Raw genomic sequence first — 16,247 nt, forward strand, 5'->3', positions numbered from 1 at the left:
CAAACCTTGACCGCCGGGCCTGATCGAGGAACGGCCTGTGGCAGCTGTTCTCCCGGTTGGGTTGTGTTGGCACGAAGTGTTTAACACATTTGTTGTACTGGAGTGAGGAATGCGCGCCTAGGGGGTGAACAATGTGTGGAATTGCCGGATGGATCGGTCGAAGGGCTAAAAATTCACAAGAGCGGGCCGCCAGAATGTCAAACGCATTGCGGCATCGCGGTCCCGATGCCGAAGGCACCGAGATATTGGACCTGAATACCGGCGAGCAACAATTGGCATTGGTCCATCGCCGCCTGGCGATCATTGACTTGGCGCCTGAGTCAAATCAGCCGATGCAGATTGAGGACGGCCGTCTCAAAATAATTTTCAACGGAGAGATATATAACTACATCGAGTTGCGCCAGGAACTGATCGGCCTTGGCCATCAATTTCGAACGCGCTCCGATACCGAGGTGCTGCTCCGAGCCTACGATCAATGGCGCTTGTCCATGTTCGACCGGCTGAGCGGCATGTTCGCCTTTGCACTCTGGGATGCTCAGAGGCAGGAATTGATTCTCGCCCGGGATCCCTTCGGGGAAAAGCCGCTTTACCTCATGCAAAGCGAAAAATTGCTGCTGTTTGCCTCGGAAATCAACGCATTGTTGTCGGCGCAGCAAGATGCGCAGCAACTCGATCTGGATGCCGTGGACGAGTATCTGAACTGGCGTTACGTGCCGGGACCACGCACGCTTTTTAAACAGATCCGCAAGCTCAATCCCGGAAGCTATGTTGTCTGGTCGCAAGGGGTAGTCAAGGAAACGCGCTACTATACGCCTCCGGACCAGGCGGCCGTGACCGAGCGGGTCGACGGAAAAACCGCCAAGCGGCGATTTCTGGAACTGCTCGACTATTCCGTCGAGATCAGGATGCGCAGCGATGCACCTTTTGGGGCCTTTCTCTCCGGAGGGCTCGACTCCTCGGCTATCGTCGCGCTGATGGCCAGGCACAGCCCCACGCCCATTCGCACGTTTTCTGTCGGGTTCGACGACGCAGCCTATAGCGAATTTGCATTCGCCCGACGCGTTGCCGATCATTTCAAAACCGATCATTGCGAACTTGTAATCCAGCCAGGCGATCTGATGGATCACCTGCCGGCGATGGTTCGCCAACGCGGGGCACCTGTTTCGCAAAGCAGCGATATTCCAATTTACCTAATGTCGGAGCGAGCCTCGCAAGACGTCAAGATGGTGCTCACCGGCGAAGGAGCCGACGAGATTCTCGGCGGCTATCCCAAGCATCGCGCGGAATCACTGGCCGGGATCTACCAGTCGCTTGTCCCAGCCTCGCTGCACGATAACGTCCTTTCCCCTGTGGTACGCGCGATGCCGGGCGCGTCGGCCAAGGTCGATACGTTTGCCCGCACCGCGGGCGAAAGGGACTTTGCCGCCCGGATGGTCTCCTGGTTTGGAGCCGTTTCCGCGCAGCAGCGCGCGTGCCTGATCGGTGCGTCCGCAAATCGCCGTTATGAGCGCAATGAGTTTCCGTTCTCGTCAAGCGCTGCGGCCTCCCATCTTCGCCGCGTGCTGTTTTTCGATCAGACGTCGTGGCTGCCTGACAATCTCCTGGAACGAGGCGACCACATGATGATGGCCGGTTCAATCGAAGGAAGAATGCCGTTCCTCGATCGCGACCTGGTTTCGTTCGTCAGCAAATTGCCCGATCGCTACAGGCTGGGTTGGTTGCACAGCAAGCAGATCCTGCGCGACAGCATGGCCAATATCCTCCCGGAGGAAATTCTCAGCCGCCGCAAGGTCGGGTTCAAGGTACCGGTCGCCGAGTGGTTTCGCGGATCGATGAGGAACTACGTGCATGACCATCTTTGCTCGCCTCACTCCGTCATTCGCAGCTATCTGAGTCCGAAACAGCTTGATCAAATCGTCTCCGAACACACCACGCGCGCCGCCGACCACGAAAAGCTGATATGGGCGCTGTTGAATTTGGAGATATTCCACCGCGAATTCAGGCTCGAAGCGCCGCCGCGATCATCGGCCTCAGCGCTTGACCGGTTGACGGCTTGACGCGGCCGACCGCCAGACATCGCAGATTGCGCCGACAAACGGGGCGAGCTCAAGCCGTTCCCGATGCACGGCCATGGCACCGGCACCAAGCCTTGCCCTCAGTGCCGGGTTCTGCACGAGGCGGCTCAACGCGTCGGTCAACGCTGTAACATCGCCTGGCGGCACCAGCAGCCCGGATTGCCCGTCGGTGATTATGTCTTCGACCGCGCCAACCGGGGTCGCGACCACCGCCAAACCGGCTGCCATGCCTTCGATCACCGACATCGGCAGATTTTCGGCGAAGGAGGGAAGAACCAGAATATCGGCCGAAGAGATCAGCGATGCGACATCGTCAGGTCCCACCCAACCCGGAAAGGCGATCCGGTCTGCAATCCCCAGCGCGGCTGACTTTGTCCGTGCCGCCTCGACTTCGCCATCTCCGGCAATCGTGGCGCGCCAATTCTTGACAGGGCTCATGCGGTGCAGTGCCTCCAGCAATTGCGGTACGCCCTTGCGGTCGCCGATGCGGCCCAGGAACAGGATATGCACATGGTCGCCGCCGCCGACATGCGCCAGCGACGGGACTTCGGTCGCATTGGGCACGATCACAATATTGCCGGCTGCGCCCGGCGCCCGGCTGGCGACGAAATCGCGCCAAAGCCTGCCCAAAACGATCACCCGATCGGCGTGCTCGAACAGAGCTTTGATACGGCGGCTTATGAAACCGCGGTCGGCTTTCCAGAATGTCTGATACTGCGCCCCGTGCAAATGCAGGACATAGGGTATCGACAGCAGCCGTGCGCAGGCGGCGATCACCATCTTGCGGTAGGTGCTGCCGGAAACTGAGATGTTGATGTGAATGACATCGGCACGCCCAGCCAGACGCGCTTTAAGCATCCGTAAGCAAAAGCCGAGCATATAGAAGATCGAAAGTCCGACATGCCCCGGGCCACGGCTGGCAAGGAAGCACACATCGATGTCGGCGATTTCTTGCCGTTCGAACTCCTGCTTCAGCGCCCCCATGATGCGGTCGATGCCGCCCTGCCCCGAAACGCCCGACGGCGTCGCGACCAGGACATGTATTTTTCGATCGGATATGAGGCGCTGCAACATGATGGTACCCTAAATAACACAGACCGGGTAACTGCAAAGCAAACGTTCCCAACAAGGTTTACGGCAAATCTTTTAGTTCAAACTGAATCTGTTCACCCTTCGCCGTCATCGCGCTGGATTTTCCGCCAGTCGGCGGCTAGTCGAAGGTGAGTTTTCCAGGGACACGCCCTTGCTGCTCCGTTCCACGCTCATTTATGCTCCGGCGATCCTGCTGACGCGAATTTCGGCGCTGCTCCTGCTGGTCGTCGTGACGCGTTTGATCGACCAGACCGAGTATGGCCTGCTCACCCTGGTGGTGACCGTCGGTGAAATGACCGACATTGCCGTCACCAACTGGCTGCGCATCGCCTTGCTCAGGCTTGGCGGCAAGGGCGAGGTCAGCCGCGGCAGCCTGATGCTGGCGGGGCAGGTGTTGCTTGCGACCACGGCCCTGGCGCTGGTCATATCGATAGGCGCGTCGGCGGTGATCGTGCCTGAACGCTGGGTCGAGTTCGCGATCGCGGTCTGCGGCTATCTGGTCGCCGGATCCATCAGCCGCTTCGCCTTGACGGTGCTGCAGATGCAGCAGCGCCATTCGGTCTATTCAATGCTAGAAGCCCTGCGTGCGTTGCTGCAACTCGCGTTACCGATCGGCGCTATCCTTGTCTTTCAGGACAGCTTTCTGACGGTGTCGCTCGGTTCGAGCCTCGGCGCCTTGATTGCCGGCATCGTGGCGGGGATCATGGCATCCCGACGCGTTGTTACCGGTCCGCCGCGTTTCACCCACAGAGACTTCTTTGCGCTCGGTGTGCCGCTGATCATCATGGCGCTGGTTGGGTTTGGGCTCAACAGCGCGGAGCGTCTGTTCCTCAAGTTCTATTACGATGCCAGCGCCGTGGCGATCTTCGCCGCAGCCTATGCGTTAGCCCGCCAACCGATCGATATGGTCGCCAACGCCATCAACATGGGCGCCTTTCCCGAGGTGGTCAGCCGCTTCGACGAGGACGGGCCCGCGGCATCGGGTCGGTTGCTGTCGCAGTTGATGGCCTTGATGATGCGGCTTTGCCTGCCTATTGCAGCGATGCTGGTCGCGCTCAGCGGCGATATCACCGAGCTCATGCTGCCCTCGCAATATCACGGCCGCTTCGGCCTGCTGTTTCCAATCATTGCCTTCAGCGTGCTGTGCGCCAACCTCACCAGCTTCGTCTATGGCGTGGTGGTGCACGCGCACAAGCGGCCGTGGCTGCTGATCATCGCCAACCTCTTCGGCTCGGTGGCAACAATCGCATTGTCCCTGCTGTTGATCCCCCCGATGGCCGAGATCGGTGCGGCTTTGGCGCTTGCGGGCGGCTCGGTAGTGGGCTCCATAACCTGCATTGTCATCAGCGAGCGGCTCACGCCGGTGCCGGTGCCGTGGCGCGACATCGGTGTCTCGGTAGTCATCTCGCTCAGCACGGGGGTGGCCGCCAAGCTTGCCAGCATGGTGGCCGGCGACGTGCCGGCGATCTTCTCGCTTGTCGCCGGCGGCACCGCCGGCGCTGCGGTCTTCTTCGGGTTGACCTCGTTGTTCCATCCTGTAGCAGCGACGCAATTCGTCGCCCAGTTGCGGGCGCGGCTGCGGATCGCGTAAGGCGAAGTTCAGGGCCGACGCCTGTTTTGTGAGGGAACGCGAATCTATAAACCGGCGTTTCGGCGCCAGCGACGCTCCCACAACTCCCGACAGAGCAGCCCGGCATAGGCAGTGTTGGTATCGTAGTAGCGGCGCCACAAGCGTCGCGGCTCCTGGATGACGCGGAACAGCCACTCCAGGCCGGCCGCTTGTATCAGCCTCGGCGCACGGGCAACCTTGCCGCCATAGACGTCGAAACTGCCGCCCACGCCCATCACGAAGCTTGGGGCGAGTTCATCGCGGTAGCGTTTGAGAAAGCGTTCCTTGCGCGGTGTCGGCATGGCCACCAACAGGCAGTCGGCATCAGAGGCGTTGATCGCCGCGACGATCCCGGCCTCGTCCTCCGGCTTGAAATAGCCGTTGCGCGTCCCCGCTATGCTGAGGCTCGGATGGTCATTGGCAAGTCTCGCTACGACCGCATCGAGAACGTGCTGTTCGGCCCCCAGCAGATACGGCCTGAATCCACGCATCGCGCAGAGGCTCAGCAGATTGATCATGATGTCGACGCCCGCCACGCGCTCGGGCAGCGCGACGCCGCACAAACGCGCACCCCAAAGCACGCCAATGCCATCGACATTGACGACGTCCGCCCCGGCCACGTCGTCGCGCAGTTCGGCATTCTGGCGCATGGTCACCAGCTTGGCGACATTCACGACCACATGGTGCAGCGGCCGCCGCAGGGTCATCGCCTCTTCGGCGATGGCCAGCGTCTCTGCCATGGTCAGCGCATGGATAGGTGCGCCAAGGAACTCCCGGCGCCGTGACGCCAACAGGGAATGCTGCGCCCATGCCGGGGCGTGCGCGTTCATGCGGCCTGCTCCCTTGCAAGCGGCACTTGTGCGATCTCTGGTTTCTTGCCGTCGATGCGGGCGTCCGGCTTGCGCGCCTTGCGCCACGTCCACAGGCCCCTCGTATCGACGAGCTTCTTGTCCTTGAGCGCTTCGGGGTCGACCAGATTGAATTGCCGATGGTCGACCAGGAGGACGACGATATCGGATTTGTCGATGGCCGAAAGTGCATCGGTGAACACGATGCCCCTGCCCTCGAGCTCGTGCGGCAGCGCATTTGTGTTGGGTTCAGCCGCAATGATCTTCACATTGGGGATATCGGACAGAAGCTTCACCACTTCGACGGCCGGGCTCTCGCGCAAATCGTCGATGTTGGCTTTGAAGCTGAGGCCAAGGCAGGCGATCGTCTGCTTGCGGGAGGGATCGAGCAAGGCCTCGATATCCCTGACCACCGACATGGGCCGCTCGGAATTGATCCGGCGTGCCGAAGCCATCAGCCGCGTGCTGTTGGGTGCGGCATCGATGATAAAATATGGATCGACCGCAATGCAGTGACCGCCAACGCCCGGGCTCGGCTGGAGGATGTTCACGCGAGGGTGCCGATTGGCGAGATCGATCACTTCCCATACATTGAGCGACAGATCCTGACACACTGCGGCAAGCTCGTTGGCAAAGGCGATGTTGACGTCGCGGAATGCGTTCTCCGTCAGTTTCACCAGCTCAGCACTTTCGGCCGTTGTCATGAACAGGTCGCCGGTGACGAAGGTCGAATAGAGTGCCGCGGTCCGTTCCGACGATTTGCGGGACAATCCACCGATCGAGCGATCATTGTTGATCAGCTCGGTCAGCACCTTTCCCGGCAGCACGCGCTCGGGCGAATAGGCGACCAGCACATCGGCGTCTTCGCCATGCTGGACAGGAAATTTGAGATCGGGCCGCAATTCGGCAAGCAGCCCGGTCATGATCCGCGTGGTTCCGACCGGCGATGTCGACTCCAATACCACAAGGTCTCCCCGCTTCAGCACTGGGGCGATGCTTCGTGCCGCCGCGAGCACGTAGGTTACGTCCGGCTTATGGTCGTGGGTCATCGGGGTCGGCACGGCGATGATATAGGCGTCCGCCGGCTGCGGCGTGCTGTAGGCCATGAGCTTGCCGTTCGCCACGACCTTCTGGATCAGACCGTCAAGGTCCGGCTCGACGATGTGGATTTCGCCGCGGTTGACCTTCTCGACCACCGCTCCGTTGACATCGACGCCAATGACGTTGAGCCCGCGGCTGGCGAAAATGGCGCAGGTCGGCAGGCCGATATAGCCCATGCCGATTACGGAAACGGTTTTGATTTCAGCCATGATGCAGCAGTTCCTCAACAATCCGGTTACTGGCCCGGCCATCGCCATATGGGTTGTGTCGTTCCGCCATGCCGCGATAGGCAGCCTGATCGTCGAGCAGGCGATTGGCGTTGAACAGGATTTTCTCGACATCGGTGCCGACAAGACGGGCGGTGCCGGCCACGATCCCCTCGGGTCGCTCGGTATTTTCGCGCATTACCAGCACCGGCTTGCCGAGTGAAGGCGCTTCTTCCTGCACGCCACCGCTATCGGTAAGCACCAGATAGCTCTGCTTCTGCAGGTACAGGAACGGCAGATAGTCCTGCGGCTCGACCAGGTGGATGTTCGGCACGCCTTCCAGGTCTGCGTTGACCACTGAGCGCACATTGGGGTTTGGATGGACAGGGTAGACGATCTGCACGTCTCCGCGCGCCGCCAATCCCTTCAACGCCGTACAGATGCGCTGGATGCCGCCGTCGAAATTCTCGCGGCGATGGCCGGTGACGAGGATCATCTTCTTGGAAGGGTCGAGGAAAGGGAAGCGGGCAGCGAGCTTCGCGTTCATCAACCTGTCGGCATCGATCGCGCTTGAAAAATGCAACAGTGTGTCGATCACCGTGTTACCGGTTACGAAGATGGTGCTTTCGGCTTTTCCTTCGGCGATGAGGTTGTCGCGCGCCTGAACGGTCGGCGCAAAATGCCAGGTGGCGATGTCGCCGGCAATCTTGCGGTTCAGTTCTTCAGGAAACGGCGAGTTGATGTTGTGGCTGCGCAATCCTGCTTCGACATGAGCGACCGGGATACGCTTGTAGAAGGCAGCCAGAGCCGCAGCCATCGCCGTGGTGGTGTCGCCCTGCACCATGACGATATCGGGCTTGGCCTTGTCCAGCACCTCGGCCATGCCCAGCAGCACGCGCGAGGTCACGTCGAACAGCGACTGGCCGGGTTGCATGATGTTGAGATCGTGATGCACAGGCAGGCCGGTCAGCTCGACAACCTGGTCGACCATTTCGCGATGCTGGGCGGTTATGCATATTTCGGTGATGAAGCCTGGATGAGCAAGGGCGGCACGCGCCACTGGAAAGCATTTGAGTGCCTCCGGCCTCGTGCCGAACACGATCAGCAGTTTCTGCCTCGATGGCAGTTTTGGACGTGAAAGGACGTTCATCGCTGATCCTGGTCGCCTGCAGCCTTCGGGACATGCCGACTATTGCCCGCACGAGTTATAATAGCGTCGAGAAGCGCCTTCGTGATCTCAATTCTTAATATATGATTAACAACCAAGGCCGCGTTCTCCCGGGTTAACTCTTGTGAAAGGTTGGGCTGACAAGTAGTCTATGGCAGTAGTCTTGAAAAAGAATATATTGGATTGACTAATATTTTAATCATCGGCCACGCCGGCGCATCCCGGCGCTGGGAAAATGAGCTTCTGGCGCGGTTGAGTGCGGCTGGACATGCGGTTTCGAGTAGCCGCGCGCCGACGCCTGAACCCAATGCGCGCTCGATGGATAATGTGCTGGCGCTCGAGGGCCGGCGCTTCGGCCCCTCACTGGCAAGCCGTTCCCGGCCGTTGCCATCCGGCGACACCGGCCCAGTCGATCTTATAGTCGATCTCACCGCTAGCGCCGCACGACGGGGCACGCCTGTCCTGACGCTCGAATTTTGCGGCCACAGCAGCTTTGCCGCGGGTATGACCGAGATGCTGGCGAGCGGGCGGTTGCCCGAACTCACCGCGCGCCTCGACGGCGTTGCCGTCGCCAGGGCACGGCCGATGATCAGCGATCGGCTATGGCTCTCCCGGACCAGCAACGACCTGCTCGCCGGCGCCATCTCCGTGATTGCCCAATGTGTCGCCGGCTTTTCAGCGGGCAAACTTGCGCCGATTATTGAGAGGCCGGCGCCGCCCCTGCAGAAGGGCGGATTTATCAGGCACTATCTGCCCTTTTTCGGCAGGGGAATGGTCGACCGCGCGGTGCAAAAACTGCGACGTGGTCGGCGCCCCTTCTATTGGCAGGTTGCTTACCGGCTGATCGACGGTCCAGGCGTCGCCGAGACCGGACGACTCGACGGTAAGCCGTTCACCGTGCTTGCCGATGACGGGCAGCGCTTCTACGCCGATCCGTTCGTTCTCGAGCGCGACGGCCGCCATTTTCTGTTTGTCGAGGAATTTCCCTATGCCACGGGCCGCGGCGTGATTTCGGTGGCCGAACTCGGCACCGACGGCACTTTCGGCGTGCCGAAGGTGGTGCTGGAGGAAGCGCATCACCTGTCATATCCGCAGGTGTTCGCTCACTCCGGCGAGATTTTCATGATCCCGGAAAGCGCTGCGGCGCGCGAACTGGTGCTCTACCGTGCCGTGCAGTTTCCGGATCGCTGGGTACGCGATACGGTGCTGATGACGAACAGGGATTTCAACGACGCCACGCTGCTCGAATCCGACGGCCGCTTCTGGCTGTTGGGGACAGAGCGGTTCGGTCACGGTAGCGCGTCTGACACGATGGCGGTCTATTCCGCCCCGGCATTGCGTGGGCCGTGGGCTGCGCACGCGCTCAATCCCGTCGCGGTCGACCACTCCGCCACTCGGCCAGGCGGCGCCTTTATCCGCCAGGAGGGCTCGCTGCTGCTGCCGGTGCAAAACGGCTCAAGAGCCTATGGTGGCGGCCTGGGGTTAATGCGACTGGATCGGCTTGATGATTTCGATATCCGTTTCGAACTACCCCGCCCAATCGATCCGGGGCCGGCATGGGCCCGCGCGGGCATTCACACGCTCAACCGCGCCGGCAGTGTTGAGGTCGTGGATAGCGCCGGCTGACCGGATCTGAGGTCGGGCTTAACGAGATCCAGCCGGGTTGGGTGGGACGCAGCGGCCGAAGGAATGCTTTCGATCTGGCCCCGATAGGGCTGCTTTCTGAAGGCAAGCAGCAACACCACCATAATCGCAATCTCCGGCGACTTTGAAGAGAGCGCGTTGTTCGACAGCGCGGCAAGCAAGAAAGTCATGGTGCCTATCCAGGCAGGCAGCGGCGCCCCGCGCAGCAGCCGAAAAATGAACCAGAATATCAACACTGTAAAGAGCACTGCTATGGGCAGGCCGAAGAGCATGATGATGACCACCGGCGCGCTCTCGATGAAGGGGAGATGCAGCTTCTCGTTGACGATCTTCAGGAGTTCGTCGCCGTTCATGCCGAACAGGATGTCTTTCCAGCTGACAAGTCCGAACACCTGGTAGATCGTCACCCGGGCCATAAAGTTTTGGTCGAAGATGGTGTTGCTGAACCGGTTCAGCAGACCGCCCGCAAACAGCATCGCTACGAGCACCGCGCCACCCGTCACGGTGAACATCAGCACGACAAATTTGGCCTGCCGCTCATACTTGAGCGACAGGCCCGGCCAAGGCACGAACAGCAGTAGAATGAGGATTTCTCCGGCAGCGAGCAGCAGTGCGGCGCGAGCGCCCGATGCAGCACAACCGACGACCAATACGAAGATCGCCACCACCCGCACCCATATGCGCCAGCGCGTCAGCGGTACGAATCCGATGACTGTGGCGCAGAGCGCGCCCAGTGACAGCGGGTGGGCTGCCAGGCCGATCGGCCTGAACTGCAGTTCGTTGATACCGTACGGCAGAAATCGATGTTGAGTCACGGCCTCGATCGTGCCGATCACGGCGCTGAGGATAGCCATGCCAAGCACGACGTCGCCCAGCGCCCGCCGCGACTCCGCGTTTAATGCTAGCATCAACAGGCCTGCGGCGCCGGCCACCAGATAGGTATCGATGATGAACCCGGAGGAGCCCGCGCGGCCGGTAGCGAACAGATAAGGCACCAGCGCGAACATCAGCACCGAATAGCGGACCAACGCCTTGAATATTCCAATTTCGTCGCCCTGCAGCAGAAACGGTCGGCTGAAAAGAACGACAGCAAGCAGCAGGAAGATCGCATAGGTGCCGAAATGCAGCTTCTCGTAGAACGAGCCTCCCTGGGCCGTATAGTCGACGACCATGTTCATCACCTGCGGCGACACCGTAAAGCGAAGCAGGAACGCGAACGCTGCGCACAGGAAAAACAGCAGCGACAGCGCGTTCTGACGGCGCGCCTGGGTGGACAACAATCGTTCCGATGCGGCAGCGGGATAGCTCATGGTCCATCCAGGTGAAGATGTTCAAACGGCATTCCGGCCAACGAGATCCATTCAAGGACCGCCGAAGGGAGGCGGCCTGTGTGTGCCGGCGAAATATGCGCCGGGCCATGCGTTTGCCACAACCGTTAAATTCGATGCCCGTACGTTTGCACGGTCTCCTTATTTGTTCCCCGTGACAGCGTAAGGAAGCGATGTGTTTCTGATCGTTCTTCTGCCGTTCAGAGCGAGAAGAATCGGCTTCTCGATCATCTGGTGGATCACCAGACTGGCTATGCAGGCCGTCACGATGCTGACCACGGAGACCAGCAACACCGTCGCCGGATGTTCGTAGCCGATGGTGCGCCTGGCCAAATAGGCCACGGCGCCGATCACGAAGATATGCGACAGGTAAAGCGCGTAGGAGGCGTCGCCGAGCTCTTCGAGCAGGCTCCAGTGCTTCAGTTTCGGTTCCAGTATGAGGCCAAGATGAAGCAGGCTGGCTGCCCACATTACCTGCCCTACGAAGCTGATCTGGCTCATCAGCGGCGTGCCGTCATCGACGAATGCAAGCACCACACCTGCAGCGGCCATGAGGCCGAGTAGCCAGGCATGGCGTGTGCCGGAAACAAGGCCGCCATCCAGATAGCGCCGGCCTATCCACATGCCGATGACGAACGCCACCGGAGAAGCGTTCAGATAGAACTGGATAACAGGGTTGGTGGGAGCCATCAGCAGCCCGGCCAGCCACATCGCAATGAAAAAGACCGTCAGCACAATTACGCGCGCGGTCACTGACAGGAACGCGAGCGCCGCAAATGCGATATAGAAATAGACCTCATAATTGAGCGTCCAGCCGAGTGCCAGAATTGGGCTGACGCCATCTCGTTCGGGCGCTTCGTGGACAACGAAGAAGAGCGACTGGAGATAGTGGGGCCACGTAAAGACAGTCGTCTGGAAGAGACTTGGTGCAAGAGCGGCCAGAAGTGCGGCGACGCTTGTGAAAAGCCAGTAGAGGGGGACAATCCGGATCGCCCGGCGTTTCAGGAAGGTTGGAGCAGAGAAAACACCATTTCCTGTAATATAGACCATTATGAACCCGCTAACGACGAAAAACAGAACAACGCCAAGGCGCCCCGCGGTCACGATAATCGGATTGTCGATGCCGATCTGGTAAGAAAAAGCGTGCGCGAACAGAACCAGCAAGGCAGCGCAGGCGCGAAGATACTGGATCGAATAGAATTTGTTCACGTTCCCCTCCTGCAATTGCAGGCGACTGATGCCATCCTGCAGGTCGCGGTCAGTGCTTCAGTTGTCATCCAAAAGGCGTTGCGATGCTTTCAATACAAGCGCGCCGTTAAGTGCGCGTTACCGATTTCATGAAAATCACGCACCCGGTTCGGGCGCCAATCCGGCGATGGCAAGGATTCGCACCAGATTCTGGGCAACGGATCCGTTCAACGTCCACCGGACGAACGGGTATGAACGGCAAAATGGGCCAACTTGGAAAATAAGATGTTAACGATGTTTCTGTAGAGCAGGCCAAGCGTAATGATTTAACAAGGGTTGTCACCATGTCTGCCGGTTCCGGCACCCCCCCTATCTCCGCAGCGGCTTCCAACAACAGTGCATTCGAGCGTATTGCCAATGCACGGCGCAGGGCATTGCTGCAACAGCATGGCCCAGTCGCGGCGCTAAGCTCCGCACCGGTGACGCCGCAAACTCCGGAGCCTGTCGCCACGGTGACCCTGGACAAGATCGGCGATTTCCTCGAGCTCGATTTTCGACGCCTGTTCGTCTGGCTGCGGGCCGGCCTCGCCCTGGCGCTCATGCTGGCGGTAATCGGCGGCATTGTCGGCGGCGCCTATGCATTGCTGAGCAAGCAGCGTTACACCGTCACGACGGAGGTCCTCATCAACCCTTCCAATTTGCAGGTTGTGGAAAACGACCTCTACTCGCAACCGGGCCAGGTCGATAGCCAGCTGCTCAGCACGCGCAGCAAGCAGCGCATCCTGACCTCGGGCAACGTGCTTTCCCGTGTGGTGGACGAACTGAATCTGACTCACGATCCAGAATTCTTCGATCCGGACCGGAGCACATCCTCGTCTGGCGCTGTGGCGAAGCCCGACCCGAGGCTCATCGCCTTGAAGAATCTGGCGGACCGGGTAGACGCCATCGCGGACCCGACATCGTTCGTCACAACCCTCTCGGTATCTGCGGAAACCACCGCCAAGGCGATCCTGATCTCGCAGGCCCTAGTCAAAAACTTCCAGGAAGAACTGGCCAAGGCCGAAGCTGCCGGCGCCAGCCGTGCCGCGGCAGCCCTTGACAGCCGGCTTGGCCAACTCAAGAGCGACGTGCAGGCTGCCGAAGAGAAGGTCGAGAGCTATAGGCGTAGCCACAATCTGTCCTCCAGCAATGGCCAGCTTGTCAGTTCGCAGACAATGACGCAGCTCAATGGCGAAATCGTCGATGCGCAATCGCGCGTCATCGCCGCGCAGGCAAGCTACGACGCCCTGGTTGCCTCCGGCATCAATGGGGCCAATCCCGACCCCACGGTTTCGGAAGCGCTCGCAGCGCTGCGCGACAGGTCAAACAGCCTGCGGCAGCAGATCGACTCACAGTCGATGACCTTCGGCCCGCGTCACCCGACGATTGTCAGACTCAGGACGGAACTCGAGACCGTCAACTCGCAACTCCGGGCCGAGTTCTCCCGCACCGTCGGCACGGCAAAGGCCAGCCTGGACAAGGCCAGGGCCTCGTTGGCTTCTCTCAACGCCAGGATGAACGATCTGAAGAGCAATGTTTTCACCGACAGCGAGTCCGAAGTCGCCCTGCGTGAACTTGAACGCGATGCCGCCTCGAAGAGAGCCGTCTATGAGAGTTTCCTGTCACGTGCACGCCAAATCAGCGAGCGCGAGCAGATCGACACGACAAACGTACAGGTGATTTCGACCGCGGTGCCCCCGCCCGCGCGCTCATGGCCCCCGCGCACTGCCCTGGTAGCAGGCGCAGGAGCGTTCGCAGGCTTTGCCCTGGGCATGCTGCTGGCCATCGGCATGGGCATCATCCGCGACATGCGTCGGCCGCCGAACCGATCAGGCCTTGCCGCCAGCCGAGCCTGAAGCAAGGCATGGTGAAGCGCATCGTTTTCCACATCGCCAGCCTGAGGGGCGGCGGCGCCGAACGTGTCTTCGTCCTGATGGCAAATGAACTGGCGTCGCGTGGCCACGAGGTCACGCTTTTTACCTGGAACGCGGAAGGCCCTAACGCCGCGCTGCGTTCCGCTGCCGTGCATCTGGTCGACTTCGGCCTTCTCTTGCGCGGCGAGGGTTACGCCAAGTCGGCGACGCTGAAAGGCATCGTGCGAAGCGCAAATTTGTTCCGCCGCCTTGATCCTGATGCGGTCTATAGTGCCCCGGAATTCGCCAATCTGGTGATGGCGCTGTCACTCATGTTGGCCAGAAGCCGGGCAAAATTCTTTCCAAGTTTCCACGCGGCCGCCTCGCTGCCTGCCAGCGGCCTCGGCGCGAGACTGGCGATCGGGCTTTCCGCGCTGGTTGCAGCGCGTGCAACCAAAGCCATCGCCGTTTCGGCGGGTGTCGGCCGTGACATCATCGCCCGCGGCTTCCCCAAATCCAAGGTCGTCGTCATCAACAACCCGCTGCCGCCGGCTGAAGCACCGCAGGGGACTTCCTATGCCTGGCAGGCAGCGTTGGCGGCGATGGGCGATGGCCCCGTCATCGCCACCGCCGGACGCCTGGTGCCGGTCAAGGACCACCGGACTTTGCTGCGGGCCTTCGCTGCCCTGCGCGCCGGCCGCCCTGCCCGGCTTGTCATCTTCGGCGAAGGTCCGCTGGCTGCCGAATTGCACGCCTATGCCGAAGAGACCGGCATCGGCGCGCACGTGCTCTTTGCCGGCTACGTCAACGACCCCGCAGCTTGCTATGCCGCAGCCGATCTGTTCGTTCTGTCATCGACCAGCGAAGGCTTTGGCAACGTGTTGGTCGAGGCCATGGCTGCAGGTGTCCCCGTAATCTCCACCGATGCCCCGCATGGCCCGCGAGAAATACTCGGTGACGGCCGCTTCGGCGCCTTGGTGCCGGTCGGTGACGCCGCAGCCCTTGCGAAGGCGATGGCCGAAATGCTGGATCACCCCATCCCTGCTGCCGTGCTGAGAAACAGGGCGCTGGATTTCACAGTCGACAAGATCGGCGATCGCTACGAAGCGTTGCTCTAGTTGTCGCGCACGGCCAGCAGATCGCGGTTGGATGCGATCGACGCGGGCGGGTCTTGATTGCCGTAATCTCTTCACAAGCTGGAGCGCAGCGGCTCATGGTCGGGCGTTTCCTCGTTCCTTGAGTTGTTGGGCGAGGAAGTCCTTGACCGAATCGAGAACCGCGTCCCGTTCATGAGATACGCCTGGCAGCAAATCGAAGCGCACGCGCGCACCCGCCTCCTCGAACGATCGACACAAGGCCATGAGGCGTTCCGGCCGTGTTCGCCCGGCATCGTTGGCGCCTGGCATCCAATGGGTGCTGCCTTGCACATGAGTGATTTCCCAAGTCTCCAGGTCAGCGTCGCCGACGATCATCTGGAAAGGCACTTTTGCCAGCGCTGCGGCATCGAAGGTGATGCCGAACTTCTCCGGCAGATCGCGAATGCCCACCCACCAGTCATGCGTCGGATCGAGTAAGGTCACCGAGCCTGGCGCGCCGATTGAGGCCGCCCAGAGCCTGTCGGGATGCAGGATAGCAAAACGATGCGTGAAATGCCCGCCGCCGGAAAATCCGAACATGGCAAAGCGGCTCCAATCCTGACTGTATTTGGCGCTGACCTCCTCAATCATGGCGAGCAGCACCTGATCGTAGCGTATGTTGCCCTCGAGCATATATTTGTACCCACTGCGGGCATCGTCCCCGAGAACGCCGATCGGAAACAGCGGACACAACACGGCGCAGCCGTTCCAGCGTCCGAACTCGGAAAACGCGTCGCGGAATCCAAGAAAAGAGGTGCGGCCGGTGCCATGGACGGCGACCATCAGGTCGACTTTGGCCCCTTCTCCAACCGCGGGAGGCACATACAGGCAATAGTGAAAGCGCGGGTCTGATTTGGAAGCAAAGATGGCGGTCGCGCCAAGGTCATAGGTAGCGCGACCGCGATCCGCGACAGGCCCCTTGGCAACGCTTGTCAAACCGATAACTCCTTAATAGGCCCG

General features: G+C 60.6%; 12 protein-coding genes. 5 read left to right on the top strand and 7 right to left on the bottom strand.

The features are described from left to right. Positions 1–131 precede the first annotated feature (131 nt). The gene (gene asnB, locus NKH83_RS09660) at positions 132–2,057 is read left to right on the top strand and encodes an asparagine synthase (glutamine-hydrolyzing) (protein WP_352803613.1); all 1,926 of its coding nucleotides are present in this window, start codon (positions 132–134) and stop codon (positions 2,055–2,057) included. On the opposite strand, the gene NKH83_RS09665 is transcribed toward asnB, so the two are convergent. Next, complete coding sequence (locus tag NKH83_RS09665) at positions 2,031–3,149, bottom strand: glycosyltransferase family 4 protein (RefSeq protein ID WP_352803616.1); 1,119 nt, start codon at positions 3,147–3,149, stop codon at positions 2,031–2,033. The genes asnB and NKH83_RS09665 overlap by 27 nt on opposite strands. A 169-nt stretch (positions 3,150–3,318) precedes the next feature. Between NKH83_RS09665 and NKH83_RS09670 the strand changes: the two genes are divergently transcribed. After that, complete coding sequence (locus NKH83_RS09670) at positions 3,319–4,758, top strand: lipopolysaccharide biosynthesis protein (protein WP_352475695.1); 1,440 nt, start codon at positions 3,319–3,321, stop codon at positions 4,756–4,758. Between the two features lie 44 nt (positions 4,759–4,802). Here NKH83_RS09670 and NKH83_RS09675 read toward each other — a convergent pair whose 3' ends face one another. From NKH83_RS09675 to wecB, 3 genes are read right to left on the bottom strand one after another with little or no spacing between them, the layout of a single operon-like run. Continuing rightward, positions 4,803–5,606, bottom strand: coding sequence for a WecB/TagA/CpsF family glycosyltransferase (locus NKH83_RS09675; RefSeq protein WP_352475696.1), 804 nt, complete (start codon positions 5,604–5,606; stop codon positions 4,803–4,805). Continuing rightward, a complete protein-coding gene (gene wecC / locus NKH83_RS09680) occupies positions 5,603–6,934 on the bottom strand; it encodes a UDP-N-acetyl-D-mannosamine dehydrogenase (RefSeq protein WP_352475697.1) in 1,332 nt (443 codons plus the stop codon). Before wecC ends, NKH83_RS09675 begins: the two co-directional genes overlap by 4 nt. Further along, positions 6,927–8,081, bottom strand: a complete 1,155-nt coding sequence (gene wecB / locus NKH83_RS09685; RefSeq protein ID WP_352475698.1) for a non-hydrolyzing UDP-N-acetylglucosamine 2-epimerase — start codon at positions 8,079–8,081, stop codon at positions 6,927–6,929. The genes wecC and wecB overlap by 8 nt, the downstream gene beginning before the upstream one ends. Before the next feature lie 201 nt (positions 8,082–8,282). On the opposite strand from wecB, the gene NKH83_RS09690 reads away from it, so the two are divergent. Further along, entirely contained in the window at positions 8,283–9,725 is a 1,443-nt protein-coding gene (locus tag NKH83_RS09690) for a glucosamine inositolphosphorylceramide transferase family protein (protein WP_352475699.1), read from the top strand. Here NKH83_RS09690 and NKH83_RS09695 read toward each other — a convergent pair. Both NKH83_RS09695 and NKH83_RS09700 read right to left on the bottom strand, forming a co-directional pair. Next, positions 9,674–11,053 (bottom strand): VpsF family polysaccharide biosynthesis protein, encoded by a 1,380-nt coding sequence (locus NKH83_RS09695; protein ID WP_352475700.1) that lies wholly within the window; start codon positions 11,051–11,053, stop codon positions 9,674–9,676. The two genes, NKH83_RS09690 and NKH83_RS09695, sit on opposite strands and share 52 nt — an antisense overlap. A gap of 159 nt (positions 11,054–11,212) precedes the next feature. Continuing rightward, the gene (locus NKH83_RS09700) at positions 11,213–12,280 is read right to left on the bottom strand and encodes an acyltransferase family protein (protein ID WP_352475701.1); all 1,068 of its coding nucleotides are present in this window, start codon (positions 12,278–12,280) and stop codon (positions 11,213–11,215) included. 491 nt (positions 12,281–12,771) lie between these two features. Here NKH83_RS09700 and NKH83_RS09705 point away from each other — a divergent pair, with 491 nt between their 5' ends. Both NKH83_RS09705 and NKH83_RS09710 read left to right on the top strand, forming a co-directional pair. Further along, positions 12,772–14,154 (top strand): GumC family protein, encoded by a 1,383-nt coding sequence (locus NKH83_RS09705; RefSeq protein ID WP_352475702.1) that lies wholly within the window; start codon positions 12,772–12,774, stop codon positions 14,152–14,154. A gap of 8 nt (positions 14,155–14,162) precedes the next feature. Further along, a complete protein-coding gene (locus tag NKH83_RS09710) occupies positions 14,163–15,269 on the top strand; it encodes a glycosyltransferase (RefSeq protein ID WP_352475703.1) in 1,107 nt (368 codons plus the stop codon). Between the two features lie 93 nt (positions 15,270–15,362). Here NKH83_RS09710 and NKH83_RS09715 read toward each other — a convergent pair whose 3' ends face one another. Further along, on the bottom strand, positions 15,363–16,223 hold the full coding sequence (locus NKH83_RS09715; RefSeq protein WP_352475704.1) for an alpha/beta hydrolase: 861 nt from the start codon (positions 16,221–16,223) through the stop codon (positions 15,363–15,365). Positions 16,224–16,247: the final 24 nt, after the last annotated feature.

Source organism: Mesorhizobium sp. M0909, from assembly GCF_040319515.1.
Taxonomy (GTDB): domain Bacteria; phylum Pseudomonadota; class Alphaproteobacteria; order Rhizobiales; family Rhizobiaceae; genus Mesorhizobium.

Excerpts from the sequence above, each read along its gene's own strand:
- NKH83_RS09665 (WP_352803616.1), bottom strand. The coding sequence starts at position 3,149 with ATGTTGCAGCGCCTCATATCCGATCGAAAAATACATGTCCTGGTCGCG.
- NKH83_RS09675 (WP_352475696.1), bottom strand. The coding sequence starts at position 5,606 with ATGAACGCGCACGCCCCGGCATGGGCGCAGCATTCCCTGTTGGCGTCA.
- NKH83_RS09710 (WP_352475703.1), top strand. The coding sequence starts at position 14,163 with ATGGTGAAGCGCATCGTTTTCCACATCGCCAGCCTGAGGGGCGGCGGC.
- asnB (WP_352803613.1), top strand. The coding sequence starts at position 132 with ATGTGTGGAATTGCCGGATGGATCGGTCGAAGGGCTAAAAATTCACAA.
- wecB (WP_352475698.1), bottom strand. The coding sequence starts at position 8,081 with ATGAACGTCCTTTCACGTCCAAAACTGCCATCGAGGCAGAAACTGCTG.
- NKH83_RS09695 (WP_352475700.1), bottom strand. The coding sequence starts at position 11,053 with ATGAGCTATCCCGCTGCCGCATCGGAACGATTGTTGTCCACCCAGGCG.
- wecC (WP_352475697.1), bottom strand. The coding sequence starts at position 6,934 with ATGGCTGAAATCAAAACCGTTTCCGTAATCGGCATGGGCTATATCGGC.